The organism is uncultured Bacteroides sp., from assembly GCF_947632445.1.
Classification (GTDB): domain Bacteria; phylum Bacteroidota; class Bacteroidia; order Bacteroidales; family Bacteroidaceae; genus Bacteroides.
The window spans coordinates 1-25,304 of the sequence record NZ_CANRPM010000028.1; the positions used below are offsets into that span (position 1 = coordinate 1).

At 49.3% G+C, this 25,304-nt stretch carries 16 protein-coding genes and 2 pseudogenes; 3 read left to right on the plus strand and 15 right to left on the minus strand.

Features of this window, described 5'->3' with window-relative positions:
- Nucleotides 1-527: 527 nt before the first annotated feature.
- A pseudogene (locus Q0Z70_RS07305) lies at nt 528-632 on the plus strand (IS982 family transposase); the annotation flags it as partial.
- Between the two features lie 140 nt (nt 633-772).
- On the opposite strand, the gene Q0Z70_RS07310 reads toward Q0Z70_RS07305, so the two are convergent.
- The 6 genes and pseudogenes from Q0Z70_RS07310 to Q0Z70_RS07335 all read right to left on the minus strand — a co-directional run bounded on the left by Q0Z70_RS07310 (nt 773) and on the right by Q0Z70_RS07335 (nt 14,706).
- Entirely contained in the window at nt 773-3,376 is a 2,604-nt protein-coding gene (locus Q0Z70_RS07310; RefSeq protein WP_298073442.1) for a hypothetical protein, read from the minus strand.
- A 23-nt stretch (nt 3,377-3,399) separates the two neighbouring features.
- Nucleotides 3,400-5,370 (minus strand): hypothetical protein, encoded by a 1,971-nt coding sequence (locus Q0Z70_RS07315; RefSeq protein WP_298073443.1) that lies wholly within the window; start codon nt 5,368-5,370, stop codon nt 3,400-3,402.
- 50 nt (nt 5,371-5,420) lie between these two features.
- Nucleotides 5,421-7,100, minus strand: a complete 1,680-nt coding sequence (locus tag Q0Z70_RS07320) for a RagB/SusD family nutrient uptake outer membrane protein (RefSeq protein WP_298073444.1) — start codon at nt 7,098-7,100, stop codon at nt 5,421-5,423.
- A gap of 13 nt (nt 7,101-7,113) precedes the next feature.
- Nucleotides 7,114-10,301: pseudogene (locus Q0Z70_RS07325) on the minus strand (TonB-dependent receptor).
- Nucleotides 10,302-10,582: 281 nt separating this feature from the next.
- Nucleotides 10,583-12,097 (minus strand): arylsulfatase, encoded by a 1,515-nt coding sequence (locus tag Q0Z70_RS07330; RefSeq protein WP_298073464.1) that lies wholly within the window; start codon nt 12,095-12,097, stop codon nt 10,583-10,585.
- A gap of 269 nt (nt 12,098-12,366) precedes the next feature.
- Nucleotides 12,367-14,706, minus strand: coding sequence for a glycoside hydrolase family 3 N-terminal domain-containing protein (locus Q0Z70_RS07335; protein ID WP_298073445.1), 2,340 nt, complete (start codon nt 14,704-14,706; stop codon nt 12,367-12,369).
- A 227-nt stretch (nt 14,707-14,933) separates the two neighbouring features.
- Between Q0Z70_RS07335 and Q0Z70_RS07340 the strand changes: the two genes are divergently transcribed.
- On the plus strand, nt 14,934-15,326 hold the full coding sequence (locus Q0Z70_RS07340) for a hypothetical protein (protein ID WP_298073446.1): 393 nt from the start codon (nt 14,934-14,936) through the stop codon (nt 15,324-15,326).
- Nucleotides 15,327-15,335: 9 nt separating this feature from the next.
- Here Q0Z70_RS07340 and Q0Z70_RS07345 read toward each other — a convergent pair whose 3' ends face one another.
- Nucleotides 15,336-16,064: a YgjP-like metallopeptidase domain-containing protein gene (locus tag Q0Z70_RS07345; protein ID WP_366807193.1), complete on the minus strand. Its 729-nt coding sequence runs from the start codon at nt 16,062-16,064 to the stop codon at nt 15,336-15,338.
- A 271-nt stretch (nt 16,065-16,335) separates the two neighbouring features.
- Between Q0Z70_RS07345 and Q0Z70_RS07350 the strand changes: the two genes are divergently transcribed.
- The gene (locus Q0Z70_RS07350; protein WP_298073447.1) at nt 16,336-17,214 is read left to right on the plus strand and encodes a head GIN domain-containing protein; all 879 of its coding nucleotides are present in this window, start codon (nt 16,336-16,338) and stop codon (nt 17,212-17,214) included.
- Nucleotides 17,215-17,505: 291 nt separating this feature from the next.
- Here Q0Z70_RS07350 and Q0Z70_RS07355 read toward each other — a convergent pair whose 3' ends face one another.
- From Q0Z70_RS07355 to Q0Z70_RS07390, 8 genes are all read right to left on the minus strand, one after another.
- The gene (locus Q0Z70_RS07355; protein WP_298073448.1) at nt 17,506-18,000 is read right to left on the minus strand and encodes a hypothetical protein; all 495 of its coding nucleotides are present in this window, start codon (nt 17,998-18,000) and stop codon (nt 17,506-17,508) included.
- The gene (locus Q0Z70_RS07360) at nt 17,990-18,499 is read right to left on the minus strand and encodes a sigma-70 family RNA polymerase sigma factor (RefSeq protein WP_298073449.1); all 510 of its coding nucleotides are present in this window, start codon (nt 18,497-18,499) and stop codon (nt 17,990-17,992) included. Before Q0Z70_RS07360 ends, Q0Z70_RS07355 begins: the two co-directional genes overlap by 11 nt.
- Before the next feature lie 62 nt (nt 18,500-18,561).
- Nucleotides 18,562-19,335 carry an acetylglutamate kinase gene (gene argB / locus Q0Z70_RS07365; protein WP_298073450.1) on the minus strand — a complete coding sequence of 258 codons (774 nt, stop codon included), beginning with the start codon at nt 19,333-19,335 and terminating at the stop codon, nt 18,562-18,564.
- Nucleotide 19,336: 1 nt separating this feature from the next.
- Nucleotides 19,337-21,229: a biosynthetic arginine decarboxylase gene (gene speA / locus Q0Z70_RS07370; protein ID WP_298073451.1), complete on the minus strand. Its 1,893-nt coding sequence runs from the start codon at nt 21,227-21,229 to the stop codon at nt 19,337-19,339.
- A gap of 111 nt (nt 21,230-21,340) precedes the next feature.
- Nucleotides 21,341-21,868 carry a shikimate kinase gene (locus Q0Z70_RS07375; protein WP_298073452.1) on the minus strand — a complete coding sequence of 176 codons (528 nt, stop codon included), beginning with the start codon at nt 21,866-21,868 and terminating at the stop codon, nt 21,341-21,343.
- A 645-nt stretch (nt 21,869-22,513) separates the two neighbouring features.
- Nucleotides 22,514-23,035 (minus strand): lipid-binding protein, encoded by a 522-nt coding sequence (locus Q0Z70_RS07380; protein ID WP_298073453.1) that lies wholly within the window; start codon nt 23,033-23,035, stop codon nt 22,514-22,516.
- Nucleotides 23,036-23,053: 18 nt separating this feature from the next.
- Nucleotides 23,054-23,755, minus strand: coding sequence for a BT_2262 family domain-containing protein (locus tag Q0Z70_RS07385; protein WP_298073454.1), 702 nt, complete (start codon nt 23,753-23,755; stop codon nt 23,054-23,056).
- Nucleotides 23,756-23,789: 34 nt separating this feature from the next.
- Nucleotides 23,790-25,295, minus strand: a complete 1,506-nt coding sequence (locus Q0Z70_RS07390; RefSeq protein ID WP_298073455.1) for a SusD/RagB family nutrient-binding outer membrane lipoprotein — start codon at nt 25,293-25,295, stop codon at nt 23,790-23,792.
- Nucleotides 25,296-25,304: the final 9 nt, after the last annotated feature.

Sequence of the window (25,304 nt, forward strand, 5' to 3'; positions counted from 1 at the left end):
GTGCGCTTAACGTACTTTGTTTCTGTCTTTTCCATAATGTTACTTTTTGTTGTAACGCTATTTCAGGACTAGACAGTTGTCATGTTATTATAGCTCCCAAATCACTTTGGAAATAATCCGGGAGGAGCTCAAAATAGTCCTGTCACATCAAGTAACAGATTATCAACAAATTAGTGCGACACCTTAGGGGCTTTGGTAAACATTTCCGCGAAAAATAAAAAATACCTTGCCTTTAAAGGCAGCCTATTTTTTATTTTATTTCAAAAAAGTTTGCACAGCCCTGTCACGTGTCGCAGCAACCGACTGTATATCAACAAATTGGTGTGACAGGACTGTTTTATTCGTGATAAAACCACGTTTTTCTTCCTCTTTTTTTCACGGGCAGATTTTTCCGTCCTGACACCGTGCTTGCTGCCCCTCTGACGAAGTGCTTCGTTTCCTCCTCATAAAGCACTGCATGACACCCTCACGCAGCACTGCGTCGGGACTTCAGGAAGTGCTGCATGGCGGCGGAAGAAAATAGACATTTCACTGCCGATTCATTGTCAGTTATCGCAGCCTATTGTTGTTTTGAAAAGAAACCCGCCATTGAAGCGAACTTTATCAATGACGGGCAACTTGCTGTCTTTTGATTTTATGTCGAACTCACGTCTCTTTATTCTCTCTATGGTTCTTCAGTCTATATCAGAACGATGCACACAGGTAAGGGCAAAACAAAAAATCCGGGATGACTTGCATCCCGGATTTCCTATCTAACCAATGTATATCTCTCTTACCATTCAGGAACAGAGAAAAGAGTATGGAATGTAAACTTCATTTCCATAGAACTGCTGAAACCGAGTTCCTTGATAACATCACCATCAGGAGTACCGAAAGCGCACCCTTTATCCTTTGTTGCCCCATAGCAATTCCAAAGTTCCAGACGATATTTCGGGGATTCATTGGCATCGAGCACTTTGGATGCATCAAATGTCACTTCCTTGCCATCCAAATAGAAATTGTCGAGTGTGGCATGTAAACCGGGGAAATACTTGTAGATGTCAGCCACTTCAATGAAAGTCATGATGGAACCTGCCGCATAGTCGGCCGATTCGTACTTGATGTCAAACTGAGGAGCCACAAGGCTGTACTGGAAGTTCTCGTATTTCACCTCGAACGTAGCTCCTGCGTTATATCCCCAGTCACTTCCCCAATCCGGATTGACAGTAACCAGACTGGGTGTATAAATACCTGCACCGGTACCATCGGTAATGATGGTGCAGTCAATTTCGAGCTTCTCATTGAAATGGATGGCTGGCTCAGTACCTTGATTTTCTACATTGCTGAACGGACTGAAAAGAACAGCATTGCCTACAGAACCAGCCCCATAAGCATTGAACAACTGAACACGGTATCTGCCGTTATTTTCAATGTCGCCAAAATAGAAACGATTGGCATCAAACGGAATGGAAGTACCGTCGAGTCTGATGTCATCAATGCGTACAAACGAATTGGGATAACGTTTCGCCATATCGGGAAAGTCAAGTGTAAACACCATAGCATCGGTACAAGCTCCCTCGAAAACAAACGTATGCTGTCCCGCCATGTTTTCGGGTGAAATGGCGGCAAGCTGTTCATCCCAATTTCCTCCCCATGATGAATCAGCGAGGTTGAGCAATACCGGAACCTGCGCATCGGCATCGGCCTTGGTCTGACTGTAATAGTTCAACGAATAGCCATAGTCACCATCGGGCAAAGCAATCTGCAAACCGTCGGCAGTCAATGACAAAATGTTCAGCTTACCACTCTTCGTGCCAATCCAAGTATTGCCACAAAGCACGTCTATGTCGATGTCAATCACTTTATTCACCTCGTCAATCGTAAACTTACCGGTCTCATCGGTCACGGTGCCGTCTTCGGCAATGCGATGAATGTTCACCGTACCGTCTTCCTTGAACTCCATATAACCATAATCCTTCCCGTAAGTATAACCTATCCAACCGTTATCTGTACCCATCTCCCAATGAATCTGCTGTTCAATGTTGGGTTGTCCGTTGGAAACCGTACTCCAGTTGTCTGTAACACCCCATTGCGTGAAAGGTCCTTCAAACACATGCTGCTTACCGTCCTGGCCATTGTCAAGATACCATTTCTGATAGAGCAAATCCTTGATGAACGGTACGTTTTTAGCTGTGGAAACAGCGCGTACAGCCATACCTTGATAAACTGCGGCAGTGATACGGTGATTGACAGAAGCCGCAAATTGGTAACCTATCGCAAATTTATCATTGGAAGAGACAGTACCGGTGAGATAATATCCTTCGGTACCCTGCACTGTCACATCGTTTGCCACACGCGTACCCGCTGCAGGCAGGAAGATGGAATTACCATTAGGACCGGTAAACTTGAAACCGGGTACCCCATCCTGTTCAGTCCACTCTTTCTGGCACAACGTGAAAAGTTCCTCGAAATCATCGGCAGTAGGCAGTGTGGCACGCCCTTGAAATGCATGGAAAGCCAAGTCGGCAGCCGTTTTATAAGTATCGGTCGAAGCATAGTCGGCAGGGTCGATGCTGTTGTTGCATCCGGTCAGGTCGCCGAATCCGAAAAGGCCACCCGATCCGGTCTCGCTCTTGGCGCCCACATTGAAGCGAGCCCACTTCACAGAGAGTCCTAAGTCGACAAGGTCATTGTCAAGGTCGAAGTCATAGGCAGGAGTAGTGAAACTCTTCACTTCACCATACACAATGCCGCTACCCAGATTGAGGTAAGCCGCATAATAGTATTGCGTTTCCGGCACCAACCCTTCATGGACGAATGAATAGCTGTTCTTAAGTTCCTCACTCTTCACAACAAGACCTGCACGAACCGCTTCCACATCGGATGAAGTAGAGATAACGACACCACAAGTAGCATCGGCCGTGGCATCGGTCAATGTTCCACCCAATACAGCCGAAGCGAAGTCGACAGATGTGGCATCGGCAGTGGTCACCTTAGCATCGGTGGTAAGCAAGCTTTTCACCTCGCCCTTGTAATACACCTTACCCTGCAAGCATACATAAGCCTGATAATAAAGCGTGGAGTTATTGCTTAACCCGTCCAACTGAGCGCTGAAAGTGCTGCCGTCATAAGCAGCCTGCACGTCCTCGGACATGTTGTCTTGCGCAGAACCATAGAAGAAGCCGGTCTTGTAGCTTCCGGCATCCATGCCGTCCACACCGGAGAGCGTGGCATGGAGCGTAGCGGTAGTGGCGGTCACATCAGACGATCCTGTCACCACCGACGATTCGTTCAGAACCGGGGTGGTGTGGATAGTATAGTCGTCATCTTCACTGCATGAAGCCAGCGAAAGACCCACTGCAAGTGAAAGTATTCCTAAATATATCTTTGTCTTCATATATACTAAATTCATTTAAGTGATTATTCAATGGTCATCGAAATTACCTCAACCTTCACATCCGGCTGTCCGTCTTCGGTGGTAGCCACAGTAGCAAGTCCCTTATTCTGGATACCGATACAGATACAACTGCTTCCTTCATAAGTCACAGTGGCACCGGTGGTATTGGTCACGGATACAGTCTGCACAGCTCCTTCGGCGGTGTCAAAGGCCACGGCGTGAGCCAAGTTGTAGCAGTCATCTTCCCAAGTATTTCCGATATTATTGTCCATAATCACCGTCTTAGGAGCCGCGCCCTCGTTCCAAGTGATTCCACTCAGCACTCTGTATTGTATCTTCAGCGTCTGGTTCTTTTTCAACTTCACTTTCGTGATGTCGATAGGCCATCCTGCGTCACCACCGCCCCAAGGATTGTAGAACTGCAAGCGCAGACGATCGGAATTTCCGTCACCGAAGATAATCTGTACCTTGCTGTTATCTACCTTGATTTCAGTAGGCCCGGTAGGTCCGGCAGCAACAGGTTTGTAGTTGAGGTTGGCACAAAGATAAGAATCCACGGCTCCCTTGTCATTGGTCGTTGCAGGCACACCCATCTGGAAAGAACTGGTGACATCGCAAGCCATTACGGTAAACTCACTTCCCTTCACTTCAACCGTGCGCTTATCGCCGGTAGCGGTGAGGACGGTTATCTCAACCGGATTGCCGTCGGCATCCATAAATTTCAATTTGCCGTCTTCGATGGCAAGCATACCGGTATTGGTGCCGTCATCCCACTTGTAGCCCTCGGCCGTATTGCTCAATACCAGCTCATAGTCGGCAATGGAAGCATCAGCCACAGGTGCCCAAGAAGAACCGTACTGTCCCTTTACTACGCTTTCCCATGCAGCAGAGCCGCCATTCCACCATGTCCAGTCATAAGGTTCTTCATCATTGATGAGGAAACGTGCCTCATTGCCCACATAGGTGACACCGTTGATTTCAGTAGTGAACAGTTTGGTTGCCAAATCTTCAATCGCAGGCTCTTGTACTTCCGCAGACTGAAGCAAGCCCGGATCTTCAGTCGGTATGATGCCGGGGTCATTGTAAGCCTCTTCGGAAATGAAGTTCCACACCAGCCACCACGGACCTTCGCTATTGGTACGCATCGTAGCTACCTGTAGCAGATAAGGAGTACATTCTATAATCTTGATGTCGTTGGTATAGTTGGAACAAACATCATCAAAGCTCTCGTTATGCAATGAATAGGTACCGTTATAGAAAGAAATGACAGGGCGTTTCGGGTCAGACACATTCAGGTTGAAAGTTCCGGTGACATCCGTCGTGCCTGAAGCAGCCACCCTATGAAGTTCCACCGTACAGCCTTTTACCGCATCCAGACCGAAAGTGATGTACGACTGGAAATAGGGATCGCCTTCCGGAATGAGCCACGATTGGATGCCCGGATCCCAGTTGGGAGTCCAATTGGCGCTACCAATCACAATGTCGGTAATGTTGCTTCCGTCATTTTTTACATCATCGGGGCTCATGTACATCACCGGTCCCGAACAACGGCCAATGCCAAAGTTCTTGTCAATGGGAACCCACTTGCGGCTCTTGCCCACTCCACCTGCAAGGTTAGTCCAGATAGGGTCTTCGAGCATGGCAAAGTTATTGGTCTCTATCTTGAAGGTATATGGTTCTCCATATACCGGACCTGCCGGTGTGGAAGCGCCGAAAGTCACGCTATATTCACCGGCAAAAGGAAGTGCCAAGTCGAGAGTGGTCTTTTGAGAAGGACCGTTTGGAGTGACCCACAACGGAGTGGCTCCCTTGATGAGCGAAGTCAGATGAATCGTATTAGGATCATTGGCATCAGGGGTTACCGTATAGGCGATACCTTCCACCAAATCATCGGAGACATAGGTTTTTGCACCCATCTCGTACTCTTCGGGCGAGCAAGCGGCAAATATCAAAGCCGCTCCTGTCAATATGGAAAAGAATGATTTAAGTCTCATATCTTATTGTTTTATTTATTTTTATTTACTCTATTAATGGTACTAAACCATCACCATCCGGGGTTCTGCACAAGGACTCCCTGTGAAAGATTAATTTGATTATAAGGAATCTGGCTCAGGCCTTTGGTGTCTTTCACACGCTCGGCCCGTATGGTTACCACATCATCAGTGCCTCCACTCTTCACCTTGACTCCATTCAAGGCGAGCTTCTCGGCTGCCACGTCTATACCTTGACGCAGGAGATCCCAATAATTGATACTCTCAAAAGCAAATTCAAGACGACGTTCTTCCATGATGGCTTGTTGAGACACACTCTTAGCTTGATAGCTGCTTGATACAGTTCCGTTATCATCAACCTGATAGGCACGCTTACGCACTTGGTCGAAATAATTTTGCGCATTAGGACTGCCCAGCTCTGCGGCCATCAACAACACGTCGGCATAACGTACAATAACGTAGTCTTGGCGGTTCTGTGTTTGGAAGTCACCGCTACCGTCCTGCTTACCGGCATGGCTTCCATCGGCATAGCAAAGGGGAGCGTACTTCTTTATGACATAACCGGTATATTCACGCCAATCATTAAAGCCGGTGGTAAAGTCGGCCGAATTGGTGATTCCTTCCCCTGCCAGATCAATGATAGAAGCCGAACGCCGGAGGTCACCCGAAGGGAATGCTTCCACAAAATCAGGATTTACCGTCAATGCGCCCCATCCCTTGCAATAGGGAGCATAATTGAGTTGGCGCATGCCCAACATTACCTGCCAACGGTTGGAGTCATTATTCCCGTTATAATCTTGAGTAGAGGTAAATTTCAACGCAAGAATGGTTTCCTTGTTTCCATCACCGGCATAGGTGCCCATCAAGGTTGCATAATCTCCTTTTTCGGCCACTTTTGCAGAAGAAGCCGGCCACAAATTCTTGAATTGCGGTACCAGGCCATATTCTCCTGAAGCAATTATGTCTTCTACGGCAGCCAAAGCCTCGGAACGGGTCACTTCTGCAGGTTCTTCACCGTAATATCCGGTATAGAAAAGATAGGCACGTGCCAGCAAAGCCTCGGCAGCATATTTTGTAATATGTCCGTCGTTCGTGGCAGCATATTCCTTGGGATAAGCGTCACCGGGAATATTCTCGATGGCATATTTTAAGTCAGTAAATATGGCGCTGAACACATCTTCGGCAGGTGAAGGGGCGCGATTTTCGTTTACCGGCTCTAAAAAGAGTGGAATATTTCCCCATAAACGAACCATATCCAGATAGAGCAATGCACGCAACGTCCGACATTCGCCCATATAGATACCGCGTTTGCTATTCGATTCATTCCATACAATCTGCTCTTCATGGGCGATCAGTTCGTTGCAGCGATAGACACCCGCATAATAGTTCTGCCAATCACCTTCGTATAGGTTGAGGTCGGCCGGCGACTGGGAGATGTCAAAACGGTCAATGGCCTGATAGCCGCGTCCATCGGCGTTTCCGGTAGCACCGAAACACTCGGCACTCATCACCTCGGAAGCTACGTAAAACCCTACCATCATGGCTGATGAAGTTTGGCGCCAACCATCGTAACAACCTATCAGAGCACGATAAGCATCTTGTTCTGTCTTATAGAATGTACCGGTTGAAGATTCAGTCTTCGACGTAACATCAAGAAAGCTGTCGGCACACGAAGCCAGTCCCATACTCAGAAGCAGGGCACTTGCCATAAATATATTTTTGTTTTTCTTCATATCAGTCTATATTTTAAAATTTCAAGTTAACACCAAACAATACGGTACGGGGACGGGGATAATAACCTAAATCAACGCCCGACACCCAACCTTGTCCATTATCTCCTTCAGGGCCATAACCTATTTCAGGATCCATGCCGTCATATTTGGTAAATGTGAACGCATTCTGTACTTGGGCATAGATACGGCACTGGCTGATGGCCTTACATTTCAGTAGCTTGGCAAAGTCATAGCCCAACGTAATGTTACTGATTCGCAGGTAATCGCCATCCTGTACATAAAGGTCTGAGAACTGCCAGTTGATATTCTGATCTGTGACACGAGGTATTCGGTTGCTGGTTCCCTCTCCTGTCCAACGTCCTAAAATAGCAGTCGTATAATTGGCTTGCTTGGAGGTATGGTTACGGTAGCTCTGAACAATCTGCTGCCCGAAAGCGCCGTTGCCCACTACAGAGAAATCAAGTCCTTTCCAGTTGAAACCAAGATTGAAGCCCATGGTGAAGTCAGGAATACCGTTGCCAAGATCGGTCTTGTCAAGGTCGTTCACAAGTCCGTCATGGTTAATATCCACAAACTTCACGTCACCCGGTTGTACGTCAGCCTGCAGCACACCGTTACCGGCCTTAATCCAATCCTCTATTTCCTGATTGTTTTGGAATACGCCTGCTGTCTTGAAACCATAGAAATAACCGATAGGCTTACCATTCTCGGCACGATAGAATTCAGGAGTATTGTCATACAATTGATTGGTGGAACCATGAATGATACCATCGTCGTTAGGAATCTCTCCAACCTTATTCTTGTTGTAGGCGCCGTTGATACCGATATTGTAGCTAAAGTCTTTGCCTATCTGGTCATTCCAGGTAAGGTTGAGTTCCAAACCGGTGTTTTTCACTCCACCACCATTAATATAAGGAGCACCTGCTCCGGCAGTAGCAAGAATAGGAGCTACCACGAGCCAGTCTTTCGTATCTTTAATGTAGAAATCGAAATTGACACCCAATCGGCTGTTGAGGAATCGGGCATCAAGACCGATATTGGTCTGCTGTGAAGTCTCCCACTTGATGTTAGCATTAGCCAGACGGCTGGGATAAGCTCCCCAGTTGGTTCCGAGTTGTGCCGCAGCATCCGAATCGCCGTAACCGCAGCCGAAAAGGTAGTGAGTATTGGTGTTTTTGATAGGAGCCAGATATTGGAATGCGTCAATGTTGGCATTACCCACTTGTCCCCAGCTGGCGCGTAGTTTCAGGAAGTCAAGCCAGTTTTGCGTACTTTCCATGAATTTTTCATTAGTAATGGTCCATCCTGCCGATACCGAAGGGAAGTAACCGAAACGGTTACCTTTGGCAAAGTTGCTCGAACCGTCTGCACGCAAAGTGGCATTGACCATATACGTTTCTTTCCAGTTCCAACCCAATCGTCCGAAATAGGATACCTTGCGGTTCTCGGTATGCGGATTGCCGCTGGCACCCAAGCCGTCGGTCGAGTCAGAGGCTGTTCCGTTGCCCACGAAAGCATGCCCCCAATCATCAAAACCTTCTTTCAGCATACCGTTATTGGCGCCGATGTAAGTACCTTCGTAGCGATAGGTTTCCATACCCAGCAAGGCATTGAAGGAATGTTCTCCCATAGTCCAGTCATAAGAAGCCGTATTGGTCCATGTCATACCCAAAGAGTGGTTGGCATTCTGAGATACGGTGGTTCGTTCATTATATGAATATTGGCTGAACTTGTAGATAGGCTTGAAGCTACGGTATTCGCTGGATTCATAAACCACGCCGAATACAGACTTTATCTTCAAGTTCTTGACCGGCTGCAATTCAGCATAGACATTGCCGGAAAAGGTAGCCGCTTTGTTCTCATTGTTGCTGTCGGTCATCATTAAACCATAAGGGTTCCCATCGCCTTTGTTCCAGTCGCTGGTACTGGTGTCATTGTAAGGCGAATCATGATTATTATCGCTATAGACAGGAGTGATAGGCGATGTTCCGAATGCACCGCGTAAGGTATTGTTATATTGGTTGCCTACACTGATGCCATTATTCATCTTATATACAAAACTCACCTGCTCGCCCACCTTCAAAATATCCTTGAAAAGTTTGTGCTCGCTGTTCACACGGAAATTGTAACGTGAATAGTTGGACACATCCGAACCACCGACAATACCTTCCTGATTCATGTATCCCAACGAAAGGGCATAAGTGGAAGTAGCACTTCCACCGGTGATACCCAGCGTATAGCTCTCCGTAGTAGCATTATCCTTGAACATTGTATCTATCCAATCCGTATCATACACATTACCATTGGCATCGTAAATAGACTGGTATTGACTCCAATCGTAAGCCGAAAGTCCACTGTTCAAGGCCTGCTCATCCATAATGGTCATATACTCTTTCGCATTCAGCATATTGCCTTACGGGCTACATTCTGTATTCCATAATAAGCATCGAAACTTACCTGCGCTTTACCTTCGCGTCCTTGCTTGGTAGTAATAAGCACTACACCGTTAGCACCGGCCGAACCGTAGATAGCCGCACTGGCCGCATCTTTCAGTACATCTATACTTTCGATATCGGCGGGATTTAAAGTGGAAATGTCACCACCCACGCCATCAATAAGATAAAGAGGGGCGCTGTTTCCCACTGTGCCAAGACCACGAATACTCACTTTCATATCAGCACCCGGCTGGCCGGAAGTCGAAGCAATGCTGACACCCGGTGTCTGTCCCTGCATGGCCTGCAAAGGATTGGTTGTATTCATCTTGGCAATTTCTTCACCTTTCACCTGGACAGTGGCACCCGTCACCAATTTTTTCTTTTGGACGCCATAGCCCACTACAACCACTTCATCCAGCATCTCGGTATCCTCCTTCAGCACCACATCAATGACAGAAGAAGTTCCTACCTTGATTTCCTGTGATTGATAACCGATGTAAGAAAACACCAGTGTTTGCCCTTGTTGGGCACTTACCGAATACCGGCCATCAATACCGGTAATTCCACCCATAGCGGTTTCTTTCACCTGCACGCTGACACCTATCAACGGCTCACCATCCGTAGCCGATGTCACAACACCCGTAATGGTCTTGCTTTGAGAAGGATTAGCCTGAAGGCTACTGATTGCAGGTACAAGAAACAAAAGTACCCATGCAATGCGGCATAAATGCAGATTTATGCACTTTTCCAAGAATGTTTTTCTCATACATTACTTATTTTTAATTTAATAAAGTTATATTGCATTCTTTTACGCCAAAGAACTACACAAATGTATGGAAGAACAAGAATAAAATGTCGAGAAATTGTTACGAAGAGTATATGATTACGTTAATCATGGCTTCCAAGATGTTACTTAAAAAGGTATAATTTGTTTCTATCCCTCCCCTAAACCTTTTGAAAGAGGGCTATTTGATGAAGTTATTGAATACCTTTCATTGAAGGTTAAGAATATTTTTCATTTTAAAACAGCCTCATCCACATATTCCATTACGGCTTCAGGTTACCAGCACGAACCTTACGCAACAATGTCTCAAAGTCGAAAACCACTTTAGGATATTGCAAAGCAACATTTTCCTGTTCGTCCAACTTATCCGTCATACGATACAACTGCGGTATGCTACTGTTACCTGTCTCAATCTTGGGACCCCATGTTATCATCTTCGGTCCATCATTCGATTCAATGAATTTCCATTCTTTAGTACGAACGGAAAGTACATGATTTGACGACTGCTCGATCACACAAGGACGATCGGAACTGTCAGTCCCTAATAAATTACCCAAACGGTCAGAACTATCAGGAGCACTCCCTTCCGGCAGTTTAGCTCCAATCAATGCTCCCAATGAAGCCATCCAGTCTATCTGAGACATCAACACATCCGACTCACCACCCGCACTGATAGTCTTGGGCCAACGTACAATACATGGCACCATTGTACCACCTTCGTATGCACTGTACTTGTTTCCTCTAAATGGTCCCGTAGGCTTGTGGTTACCTAATAATTCTTCTGCCTGATCCAGATACCCGTCATCCACTACCGGACCGTTATCGCTCGAAAGAATAATCAACGTATTGTCGGCAATACCCAGTTCTTCAAGAGTCTGCATAATTTGCCCTACACTCCAGTCGAACTGTACAATCGCATCCCCACGCAACCCCATAGACGACTGCCCGCGAAAACGTTCATGCGGAAATCGAGGCACATGCACATCGTTCGTGGCAAAATACATGAAGAAAGGTTCATGCTGATGAGCCTTAATGAAACCCACAGCATGTGCAGTAATAGAGTCTGCTATATTTTCATCTTTCCATAAAGCCTTTCCTCCACCTTTCATAAAACCGATGCGACTGATACCATTGACGATGGACATGTCATGCCCGTGACTTGGTTTCAAATTATAAAGCAACTCAGGGTTGTTCTTTCCGGTAGGTTCACCGGGAAAATTCCGAATGTAACTAACTTCAATCGGCGCAAAAGAATCATAATTGGACACCATGCCATTCTCGATGAAAACACAAGGCACACGATCGGCTGTGGCGGCCATAATATAATGATAGTCAAAGCCCAAATCATCTAAAGACGATGGTAATGGAGCGTTCCAGTCTTGCTCGCCAGTCTTCTCACCCAGCCCCAAATGCCACTTACCGAAAGCACCGGTCGTATAACCACAATGGCTGAACATATCGGCTAAGGTATATTGTTCCGGGCGGATTATCATTCCAGCATTACCGGCAGCCACATCTGTCCCGGGTTTACGCCAGGCATACTCACCTGTAAGCAGTGAATAACGTGAAGGAGTACTGGTAGCAGCCACCGCATGTGTATTCGTAAAGCGAATACCCTCAGAAGCCAACCGGTTTACATTAGGTGTTTTCACACCTTTCGCCCCATAACATTCCAAATCGCCATATCCCAAATCATCCGCATAAATAATCACGACATTGGGCTTTTCCCGTTCCAGCACCTTTTTGTTCTTTTTTGGCGCCTCAACTCCCATGACCATTCCGGCCCACACAGGAGATAATAAAGTAAAAGTTAGAATAGATTGTTTCATAAATCATTTATTATAAAGTCATACTAAGCATACCGGAATTTAAGTACCATAGCTTTTCATTCCGGTATCTCTATATGTTCTTCTTGCAATGTCATTTCATATCAAAGGCATCAACACTCAATATCTGCATATACAACGGGCAAAAATAGTTTTTTAAGTAAAAAACACATCCCCTTTTCACCGATTATTTCCGCAGAAGGCAGAAAGAAGAAGGTGACTTATTTGTTAGGAACCGCCCATTTCTTTGTCTCCGTACAGGCAATATTCAGCACCTGATTACCCGCCTGCATGCAGAAATCGCCCGCCTCAAGCACCCAACGGCCGTCGTAACCCACAAAGCCCAGGTCGGAAGCTTTCAGCTTCAGCGTGACGGTACGGGTTTCACCCGGCTGAAGCTCGACTTTCTCGAAGGCACGAAGTCGGCGGTTATCGGGGGTTAGCGAGGCTACCAGGTCGCTGCTGAAGAGCAGGACGCTCTCCTTGCCTGCACGACTGCCTGTGTTCTTCACGTCGACGGTGAAGGTAAGCACGTCGTCGGCCGTAAATTTGGCCTTGTCCACCCGCAGGTTGCTATAGGCAAAAGTGGTGTAGCTGAGTCCGTAGCCGAAGACCCACTGCACGTTGACCGCCGCATCGTAATTGTAAGCGCCCTCCATCGGCTTACCGATATGTTCGCATGGTTTGTAGTCGTAGGTCACCAGCGAATGAGGATACTTGGGATAAGTATAAGGCATCTTGCCGCTAAAGTTGGCGTCTCCTGCCAGCAGATTGGCCAGTGCGTCGCCGCCGTAGTTACCCGGCAGCATGATGTTGACAACCGAACGGGCCAGCGGCTCGATGTCGGCGATGATGCGCGGGCGACCTTCGCTCAGTATCAGGATAAGGGGCTTGCCCGTTTCGGCCAGGGCCTTCACCAGACGACGCTGGTTGGCTGACAGAGCAAGGTCGTTCAGATTGCCGGGCGTCTCACAATAAGAATTCTCGCCAATGCAGGCTACAATGTAGTCGGCTTGGGCGGAAGCAGCCACAGTCTTCTCAATTTCGGGCGCATTCTCTTCCCACCAGTTGCCCTTCTCGTTGTAGGTTACACCCGCTTCATAAATGATGTTTCCGGCCCCGAACTTGTTGATGAAAGCTTCGAGGATGGTATTGTAAGGTTCGGAGCAGTCTTCAGCATTACTTCCCTGCCAGGTGTACGACCATCCGCCATTGAGACAGCGCATGGAGTTGACGTTCGGACCGAACAGCAGGATTTTCTTTCCTTTGGCCAACGGCAGGAGATTGTTCGTATTCTTGAGCAACACCAACGACTCTTCGGCAGCTTGCAGGGCCACGGCGGCATGTTTGTCGCTGCCAAAGAGCGGATAGTCTTTGAGGTCATAATAGGGCTTCTCAAACAGATTGAGGCGGTACTTCAGGCGGAGCACCCTGCGCACGGCGTCGTCGATGCGGTTCATAGATACCTCTCCCTCCTGCACCAACTGTTTCAGCAGGATGCAGAAATCCCAGCTATAGGGATCCATCGACATGTCGATGCCGGCATTAATGGCCAGTTTGATGGCCTCTTTTTTGTCTTTTGCAATGTGGTCGCGGGCATAAAGGTTGTTGATGTCGGCCCAATCGGTCACAATCATGCCGTCCCAATTCAGGTCTTCCTTCAGCCAACGGGTCAACAATTCATAATTGGCATGGAAAGGCAGGCCGTTGTTCATGGCCGAGTTGACCATAATGGAAAGGGCGCCGTGACGAATCATTTCTAAATAAGGAGCAAAATGCTTCTCGCGCATGTCCTGCTCGGTGATGGACGAGGGTGTACGGTCTTTGCCCGACACAGGTACGCCATAGCCCATGTAATGCTTCATGCAGGCGGCAATGTGGTTGGGGCCGATGTGATTGGGGTCATCGCCCTGAAAACCCAGCACCGACTCGCGTCCCATCTCGGCATTTAGGTAGCAGTCTTCGCCATAATTCTCCCACATGCGGGGCCAGCGCGCGTCGCGACCCAGGTCGGTGACAGGCGCATACGTCCAGGGGATGCTGCCTGCCTTAGTCTCATAGGCGGAGATTTCGGCCTCGCGGCGGGTCAGTTCGCGATTGAAAGCCGCTCCCATATTGACGCCCTGCGGAAAGAGGGTACCGCCCCGCGTATAGGTAGTACCATGTATCTGGTCGACACCATAGATACAAGGAATGCCGATTTCCTCCATTGACTTCTCCTGAATGCACCGGATGATTTCCTGCCACTTCGCTACAGACTGCGCCTTGCCTTGGGGAACGTTCAGGATGGAGCCCACTTTATACTTGCCGAAGACTGTGTCGAGCATGGCTTCGCTCAGGCGGAAATCCGCTTCGCCCTGTCCGGCGTCATGGTTCTGCAGGATATCAATGCTGAGTTCGCACATCTGCCCGATCTTTTCGTCAAGCGTCATTCTCTGCAACAGGCTTTCCACTTGCTGCTCAATCTTTTCATCTCGAGGGATGGCCGGAGCCATCGGCTGGGCTTCAGCGGCCCATACATTTGCCGCCAGCAACAGCGACAGAGTCCAATGCTTTTTCATGATACTTTGTATTTTATTCTGTTTCTTGGCAGAAAGCATCGCTTTACGAGGAGGAAAACGTCGTTTCTCTTAGTGGAAAGCATTGCTTTCGTTCAGACGCCTAATTTACATCGTTTAATCGTCTGTTGCAAACAAAAGGCCGCGCAATCGAAGAATAATTCATCATCCCGTTGAAAATTCGGAGATTATCGGTACATTTGTCACGTGAAAAAAGAAAGAACACTGCTATGACCCACCGTCTGAACACCAACAAACAATTTATGATAGGCAATGGCATCTTGGCTTTTGCCGTCATCTTCGTGGTTGTCCTCTTCGTCTATATGAGCATGCGCCTGCAAAATGACGAAGACCGTCGCTACACCGAACACTATATCGTCTCGCTGGTCAAGGGGTTTGAAGGAGACTCTGTATCCATTTACCTCAACGACAGCCTGCTGTTGAACAAGACCATCGACCGTGCGCCGTTCGATCTCGAAGTGCAGCGCTTTGCCGAAGAAAGCGCCCTGATGATCGTAGACAATGCTACGGAAAAAATATCGCTCTTCGAACTGAGTGAAAAGGGAGGAACATACCGTTTCGAAAAGGAAGGGGAAACAGTCAAACAGCTCCCCCAAGAATAAAATCTGTCTTTACGACAACGAGGCCGAAAAAGCCTTCAATTCCTGCCTTAACGCCTCGCATCGGCCTCCGGTCAGACGGTCGAGCATATCCCAAAATTCCGCACTATGGTTCATAATGCGCGTATGCGTCAGCTCGTGCAACAGTACATAGTCGATGAGATGTTGCGGGAGGAGCAACAAATAATAAGACAGGTTGATGTCCTTGCGCGTGGAGCAGCTGCCCCAACGGCCGGAACTGGAGTTGATTTTCACATCGTGGAAAGGCAAGCCGTGTTGTTTCGACAAGGCATACAGACGGGGCGGCAACACCTGCTTGGCATTCTTCCGCAAGGCTTCGCCTATCACTTTCTTCAGCCAGGATTGAAGCTTAGGGCTGTAAAAATCGGTACCTCTTGGACAGAAAATCTGCATCGACCCTAACTCCGAACGTGCCTGAAACTGACGAATATCCCTTTCAACCAACGTCAGTTTGAAGTGCACGGCGTCAATCCGATAGTTCAAGTCTATCAGCTTTTCGCTTCGTCGCGCCTGTACTTCACGCAGACGGGGACGCAAAGTCTCCAATCCTTTAGCCACATCGTCCCATGTCGCTCCCAAAGGCACAGTCACCACAAAACCTCCCTCTACCGCTCGGAATATCATCCGGCGGGCACGAGCGTTGACCCGCACCGCGACAGTCCCCAAGTCGGCATCCGTAACCGACTGGCCGGTCATGCATCGTTGTTTGCCTTCCATCATTCTTGTTTATGTCAAGGTTTGTCTGCAAAAGAACAAACTTCCGCACAAAGCGCAAAACTTTTGTGCACGAAAACGAACACACTGTCCGATTATGAACAGTAGCCGTTCGCCATTATCATTTATAATCAAGCATTTACATTTTTGGTACAGTTCTTGCATCTGTATAAACAGAGAATAAAAACAAAAAAAAGACGGCAGCCGTTGCAACGTTCTGCATCGAACTTCCGTCTTAATTATAAAACAAAAGAACAACATTTTAACTCCAACGAATATGAAAAAGTTTACAACGTTTACTTCCATCTTCCTGCTGACAACTGCTTTGAGTGCCTGTGTACAACCGTATAACCACCGTTTCAATTCAGGCAGTGACTGGCTGGGCGGTAAGGAAGTCAAAGCAAGCAAAAACTATGTGAACAAACAAATTATGGTAAGCGACTTTAACCAGATAGCCGTCGGCGGCAGTCTCGACGTCACTTATACACAGCTATCGGGCAAACCGAAAGTGGAAATCTATACATCGGACAATATTATCAACCTACTCGATATTTACGTCAAGGACGGCAAGCTAAACCTAAGCTTCAAAAAGAATGTAAAGGTAGCATACAACAAACTGGAAATCCGAGTGACATCAGAAGATCTGAATGCAGTCAGCGTAGCCGGATCGGGTGATTTCAATTTCACCAACGGACTGAGAACCGACCATCTGAAGATGAACGTGACAGGTTCGGGCGACATTACGGCGGGCGACATACAATGTTCGCAAGGATTTACAGCCCAAGTAACAGGTTCGGGCGACATCGAATGCAAACAGCTGAAAGCAACCGACCTGGACATCTCCATAACCGGATCGGGTGATTTGAAGATTGAAAACGCTCAGGTTGCGTCAGCCAATGCGAAGGTAGCCGGATCGGGCACCGTAAAAATCAGCGGCAGTGCCGATAAAGCCAATTATAGTGTAACCGGCTCAGGCGACCTTTATGCCAGCGAATTCAAAGTACAAAGCATATCCGCCAGCGTAGCCGGATCGGGTGACATCAAATGCCATGCTGTAGCATATCTGAAAGCACGTGTCAGCGGAAGTGGAACCATTGGCTATGAGGGCAATCCTCAGTTGGACTATCCCGAAAAGAAAAAAGTATATAAATTATAGAACTAACAACCAGACCGATAAATTCTCTCGACCTCTGCCTGCCGGCAGACATAAATCTCTTCTAACATGTAAAGGAAGGCTTCACCCAAAGTTGCCTTCCTTTATTTCTTCATACAGATACACGACATCCATAAAAATAAAGGGACGCTGCATCACGCGGCATCCCAATTATTTTAGTTAGTTTTTGTAAGATTTTGAGAGAATTGAAACTTCACAGCCTCAAGTCGTTTTAATAAAGCACACTAACTATTTTTAAAGCAAATGAAAATGTATATTTTAAACAATGAAAATTCATCTTTTTTCGATCTCCATCTTCTCGTCAACACGAGCCAGACTGTCCATCAGCTCTTTTTCGTGACTATCAGCCGGATTACCCGAAAGTGCCACCGAAGGCGCAGACATCTGCTTCTCTATCGTATCAGGCACATCAGAAGAGCCCCCTCCTACATTATTATCGAAAACGGAGTGCTGCATGACATTGCCCAACGAAAACATCAACACTATCATCGCAACAGCCTTCAGCAACGGCATGAAACGCGAAGCCAACGTCATGCGACGCGCCTTGACAACAGGCACTTCTATCTGTGCCAGTACTTTCTGATCGAAATCATCGCCCAAACCTTCCTGCTGTAAGAACTCCTGATATAAGAACAAGTCTCTGTAACGAAGCAAATGCGCAGGCACATCTTCATCCCTGAAGAACGAACGGAGCTGTGCTTCTTCCTCTACGGAGGTTTCACACTGCCAATAACGTTCCAATAATTGTTCTATATAGTTAGAGTCCATAATTATTTATATCTATAAATTTCTGTTTTACCTTCTGTCTGGCCCTGAACAAGTTTACTTTGACCTGCTCTTCCGTCAACCGTAGGGCAGCGGCTATTTCTTTATAGCTTTTACCTTCCACGTCACGTAATTGCATAATCAGGCGTTGCTTTTTAGGCAACTCGCCGACTAACCGATGCACCAACTTCAACTGTTCTTTGTTCACCAACCGATCATACGGGCTTAATACATCGGATGCCTGTTCGGCTTCGGGGGTCAGCTCCACCGTCTGCAAATCTTTCTTCTCACTACGGTCGATAGCCAGATTGCGGGCCACTGTCAGACAATAGGCTTCTACTGACTTCAGTCCGCCCCACTCGCCCCGCTTGTTCCAGACACGTATCATCGTCTCCTGTACAATATCCTCCGCCTCTGCTCTGTCGAAAGTTATCCGCAGGGCCAGCCGAAAGAGTTTGTCCTTCAGCGGAAGAATGTCGTTACGAAAGTCGATTTTCTGCATCTTTTAATGAAAAGACGGTTCAACAGGATAAAAGTTACAGCAGACAGCTGCTTTTTTTCATATTATTTTCGTATGCGGGTACCTCCCTGCCCGTTAATGGCCGATGCCAAAGTAATTACAACCTCGGACACACCTGCCTCCAAGGCCTCAAAAGAATTTTCCAGCTTGGGAATCATGCCGCCCTGTATCACGCCATCGGCCACCAGCTGCCTGAACTCAGCCGGATTGATGGTAGAGATGACACTGTCGTCGTCTTTCTCGTCGCGCAGCACTCCTTTCTTCTCGAAACAATAGACCAAGGTCACATCAAACAATGCAGCCAGTGCCTTGGCCGTTTCGCCGGCAATGGTGTCGGCATTGGTATTGAGCATGCGGCCCTCACCATCGTGCGTCAGGGGAGCCATAACCGGTACCACCTCTTTGGCTATCAGGTCGCCCAGCAATCCGGCATTGACCTGCTCCACATCGCCCACGAACCCGTAATCAATATCCTTCACCGGACGCTTTACGGAGCGGATGATGTCCATATCGGCTCCCGTCAGCCCCAAAGCATTGACGCCACGAGCCTGCAAACCCGCCACGATATTCTTGTTTACCAAACCGCCATAAACCATCGTTACGACCTTCAGCGTCTCGGCGTCGGTAATACGGCGGCCGTTCACCATGCGGCTCTCGATGCCCAGACGTTCGGCCAGCTTCGTGGCGGAGCGGCCTCCACCGTGCACCAGCACCTTGCGGCCTTCGATGGCGGCAAAGTCGTCCAGCAATTTATGGAGGGTCGCTTCCTCCTCTACGATCTTGCCGCCCACTTTAACGACTGTGAGTTTCTCTTTCATGTCATTCCAGATAAGTATATCCGTACAGGCCCGAACGGTAGTTGGCCAAAAACTCCTTCCCTTCCTCAAGCGAGATGCGGCCTTCCTTGACAGACTGGGTCACCCATGTCTCAAGCTTACGTACCAGCTTCTTGGGGTTGTACTGCACATAGTCGAGCACCTCGGCCACTGTCTCGCCGTCGATGAGCTGGTCGATGGAGTAGCCCTTGGAGTTGACAGAAACATGAACGGCATTCGTGTCGCCGAAGAGGTTGTGCATATCGCCCAGGATTTCCTGATAGGCTCCCACCAGAAAGACGGCCACGTAGTAGTTCTCCTTGTCGCGCAGGGAATGCAGAGGCAGGGTCGTGGCATCGGAGCGGGAAGTGACAAAGTTGGCTATCTTGCCGTCGGAGTCGCACGTCATATCCTGGAGCGTCGCCTCACGGTCGGGTTTCTCGTCCAGACGCTGAATCGGCATGATGGGGAACATCTGGTCGATAGCCCACGAGTCGGGCAGCGACTGGAAGAGCGAGAAATTGCAGAAGTACTTGTCGGCCAGCAGCTTGTTCAGCTTGCGGAACTCCTCAGGGCAGTGCTTCAACCCGCCGGCGATGGAGTTGATTTCGCGGCAGATGCTCCAATAGAGCTTCTCGATCTGGGCCCGCGTATTCAGGTCGACAATGCCGTGACTGAAGAGGTCGAGCGCCTCTTCGCGTATCTGCTGGGCGTCGTGCCAGGGTTCGAGCATGCTGCGTTGGCTCAGGTTGTCCCAGATGTTGTAAAGCTCCTTCACCAACTCATGGGCATCTTCGCCCGGTGTCCAGTCGTCGTCCATCTGCGGAAGGGAGGCCGTCTCCAGCACTTCAAAGATAAGGACGGAGTGATGGGCGGTCAGGCTGCGGCCCGTCTCGGTGATAATGTCGGGATGCTGAAACCCGTGCTTGTCGGCCGCATCGACGAAGGTCGACACGACATCGTTCACGTATTCCTGTATGGAGTAGTTCACGGAGCTTTCGCTGTTGCTGGAGCGTGTGCCGTCGTAGTCCACACCCATGCCGCCGCCCGTGTCGACGAACTCGATGTTAAATCCCATCTTGTGGAGCTGCACGTAGAATTGCGACGCCTCGCGCAAGGCGTTCTTGATGCGGCGTATCTTGGTAATCTGGCTGCCGATATGGAAGTGGATGAGCTTCAGGCAGTCCTTCATGTCTTTCTTTTCGAGGAAGTCGAGGGCTTCGAGCAGTTCGCTGGACGTCAGGCCGAACTTGCTGCCGTCGCCGCCGCTCTCCTCCCACTTGCCGCTGCCGTTGGAGGCCAGCTTGATGCGGATGCCGATATTGGGGCGGACCTTGAGCTGCCGGGCCATCTTGGCGATGAGGTTCAGTTCGTTCAGCTTCTCGACGACGAGGAAGATGCGCTTGCCCATCTTCTGGGCCAGCAGAGCCAGCTCGATGAAGCTCTCGTCCTTGTAGCCGTTGCACACCACGAGCGAATCGGGGTCGGTGTTGACCGCAATGACCGCATGCAGTTCGGGTTTCGAGCCTGCTTCCAGACCGAGGTTGAACTTCTTGCCGTGGCTTATCATCTCTTCCACGACAGGACGCATCTGGTTCACCTTGATGGGATAAATGATGAAGTTCTCGCCTTTGTAGCCATACTCTTCGGCGGCCTTCCGAAAGCAGCAGGACACCTTCTCGATGCGGTTATCCAGGATGTCGGGAAAGCGAACCAGCATGGGAGTCGTCACGTCGCGCAACTGGAGCTCGTCGACCAGCTCCTTCAGGTCGACCTCGATGCCGTCCTTGCGGGGAGTGACCACGACATGCCCTTTCTCGTTGATACCAAAGTAGGAAGTACCCCAACCCGTGATGTTGTACAGCTCTTCCGAATCCTCAATACGCCATTTTCTCATTCTTCTGTAACTTAGCGGTTTCTATTAGATTTAATTATCAGCGGACAAAAATACACATAAATCCCGTAACAGCATCTTTTACGGATGAAAATACACGCGCGGGCCCCGCTTTTACAGCTCCAGCAGCTGCCGCAGGCCGGCGACCGACTCCGCTATCTGACGCCCGTTCTCCAGGCGGCTGCCGTCGAAGCGGTAGCGGGCCTGTACGTAGGAAGGGCGCCGCTCCTCCAGCGCACGGTCGATGAACGCGCGAAGCTCCTCGTCCGTCTTGCCCTGCAGGATGGGGCGCTGCCGCGTTGCCGTCCGCAAACGGCGGAAGAGCACATCGGGCGGAACGTCGAGGAACACGGTCTGCCCCTGCCGGTTCATATACTCCATATTGTCGAAAAAGCAAGGCGTGCCGCCTCCCGTAGAGATGACGACGTCTTCGAACTCGCCCGTCTCGTGCAGCATGTTGCGCTCCAGACGGCGGAACCCGTCCTCGCCCCGCTCGCGGAAAAGGTCCGGGATGGAGCGGTGGAAACGTTCCTCGACATACCAGTCGAGGTCGATAAAGGTCAGCCCCAATTCGCGGGCAAAAGCCTTCCCCAGGGTAGTCTTTCCGGCACCCATGTAGCCGGTCAAAAAGATACGTATCATAGTGCATTTACAGTAACGGCCCTGCGGCCAGCGGGCAAAGATACGCATAAGCGAGGGCAAAAGCAAGTTTACTTGCATTTTGCCGAGCAAAAGTATCTTCGACGCAGTCAAAGTACGCATAAGCGAGAGCAAAAGCAAGTTTACTTGCATTTTGCCGAGCGAAAGTATCTTCGACGCAGTCAAGATACGACAAAACAATCAAAGAGATCAGATGAAAAATAATGACAAACGAAGCCTCCGTTCCGGCCGTTTTCCACCCGTTTGCCTTCGCCGGAAAAGGGTACTCCGAACCCCCGTCAGAAGGTGTTCTGGAGGGGGTCTAATCGATCCTCCGTATCGATCATCATCGATCTTCCGTATCGATCATCATCGATCCCCCGTATCGATCAACGTCGATCTTCCGTATCGACAGAAGCCGTTGTTCCGTATCGACAGAGAAGGGTATTCGGCATCGGTAATAAATCCATACATTTATATAAAACAAATGTGTGGCCATCTTCTCACGAAGAAACCACACATCGAGCCTTTCGACTCATTGTTAGGTAATTAATGTAAATCAAACCCGCCGAATACACCGCTTAAGGGGTGTATCCGGCAAGAGAAAACCGCCTGCAAGACTCTTCCTGCAGGTGGTTTTTATCTTTCTCACGGCTCGTCGGCGGCAAAACCGGTACGACGGTAACCCGAAACCTTGTATTTGGAATATCCGTAAGCAGCCGGATAGTCGTCGTCGTCGAACGACACGTAATACACCAGACTGTCGGCCGGCATGCCGCTGGGCGTAGTGGCCGCACCGGGCAACATCCTGCCGCCTTCGATATTCACCATGCAGTCATAAGCTTCGTTCGGCACTGCGCCGTTGGAACTGAAAGTCAGGTTATTGCAATCGGCATTTACCACGACGGTATAATCCCAGAAGTTCCCTAAATCGCTCACGTACAGCTTGTCTGCCACATTGTCAGTTGTGTTGTAGGTCAGTCCCAGCATGACGCCTACCCCGAACGGGTCTGTCATCACCACGTTGCCTGCATCGTCCACCGCATCCACCGTCAGCTCCCATTCTCCGGCCAACGCCTCGGTAGCGGTTCCTCCTATCTCGTCTTTCTCGCAGGAGGCAAACAGTACCCCTATGCAAGCCACCATTACTAAATATATTGCCTTTTTCATATTGTCACATCAATTAAGTTATTTGGTTATCGCTCTTAAAATCACCGTCAACGGCGTGCCTCCGTAATCTACATTCAACGTAAAGGTACGGGTGGCGGGGTCGTAACTGCCGCCTGTCAGATCCAGCACGATATCGCCGGAATCTCCGAAGTACCAGCTGCCGATGCCGCTCGTCAGCGAAACACTGTTGTCGGCATTCAGCCGGAAGTCGACTTCCGCATGGAAATCATACGACGGTTCAAAACCCGGATTCATTCCATAGAACTGTAACCCGCCCATCAGGTCGTCCAGGTGATAGGTTCCGTCGCCGTTGTCGGTGATGAAAATCAAGGCACCGGTATAATGTCTCGATCCGGCCATGCTTTCGCCCAGATAAAGGGTGGCAATGCTGTTCTCATCCACTACATACACCGTGCGCGATGCCGTAGTCGAGAAGCCGTCGGCATTGTAGATGATATAGGAAATGGAGTAGGCTCCCGGTCTGGAATAATCCACGTTGGAGGCGGCTTTCACCTCGCTGCTCACATCCTCGCCGTTCAGTTCGGCATAACAACCTTCGTCGGCATAAGTCTCGCCCACGTTTACAACGACGGTAGACTGACCCAGCACCTCAAGTGTGGGGTAATAGGTAACCCGCGTCAATCCCTCTGTCGACTTGTCGCAACTCCACAACGCCACGACAAGTGCGGGAACCAGTAAATATGCTACTATTCTTTTCATTATTTTGTTCCTTTCTTATAAGTGTAACATCACATTATTTCGCCCAAAAGACCGGAGTGGTGTAACCGGGGAAATCGGGTACGTTGCTGTTGCGCGAAGACGAGGTCTCGGCATACGGGAAACGCTCCAGCAACTTGTTGGAACCCACCATACCGAATACCTGAATCGGCGTATAGAGGGTGCCCGGCACGTAACTGCCGGTGTCGAAAGAATCGTCGTTGTTCTTATAGAAGTCGCTTCCCTGTGCCGTGCCGAAAGCCGGATAGTCCAGACGGCGCATCTCGCACCAGGCTTCAAACGGATTGACCCCTGCCAGCGCCACCCACTTGGCAACACCGATGCAGCGCATCGGCTCATTGCTGTCGTAAGGATAGCGTTCCAGGTATTCGGCCGCGCCGTCTACTCCTGCCGTAGCAAACGAAGCCTCTATGGCAGCGGCATAGTGTGCGGCAGCGTCCGAAGCCGACCCGTAACGGGCATAATATTCGGCCATGAAGAACTCCGTTTCGGCCACCGTCAGCAAATAGACAGGCTGGTCGTAAGTCACCGCCGGACGGCACCAGTAGTTGGCATTATATTTATTCGTACCGGTGTATTGCGCTCCCGAAATGGAACCTTCAAAATTGCCCTCGGCATTGGGTTTGAAGAATACGGCCAGACGCGGATCGGTATAGACGATATTCCCCAAATCGTCTCTGACCTGCATGGTGTTGACGATTGCCAGATTGGCGACCAGGTTCTGCTGCATGCCGGGAGCAAAATCCTCGGAATAAAGCGGATTGCGCTTCTCTGCCTCATCCGCCCAGCAGCCTGCCCATCGCACATCGGAAGCGGGGAAATCGTTCCCGGCTATCAAGGCACCGACTTCGGCCCGCACGTCTTTCACATTGGACATACGCATCAACAGTTTCAGCTTCAAGGCCTTGGCAAACTTTATCCAGCTGCCTGCCGACTGATTGGGGAACAGGAAATTGGTACATACCTCAGCCGAAGGCTCCACCTGCGAAAGGGCTTCGTCCAGCTCGGCCAACACGCCTTCATACACCGTCTGGCCTTCGTCGTAGGCCGGAGCCAGGTTGTTGGGATCGAGCGCCTCGGTGTAAGGCGTTTCGCCATAACAGTCGACCAATGCCTGGAAGACAAAGGCACGCAAGGTCGTGGCGGCCAACGAAGTACCCAGGTCATTGTCTGCAAGGGCACGGTCGTTGATGTTCTTCAGGTTGTTCAGCGATTTCTGGTAAAGCTGTGTATAAGTGCTCCCGTTACGGGTGGGCGACATCTCGAAACGCGAATAACTCAAATAGTTGGACGTACCGAACTGCTGTGTATAGTGCTGCGCAAAATAGCCGCCGGTGATGAAGAGGAAATCTCCGTAGCTTCCCGCAATACTCATTTCCGCGGCAGGCATAATCATGCCGGTTGTCACGTTTCCTTCCGAAGGCGAGTTAGGATCCTGGTTGATGTCCATATAGCTGTCGCACGAAGCCACGCCCAAGCCTAAGCCTACGGTAAAAGCGGATAAAAGAACTATCTTTTTCATTGTCTGAAC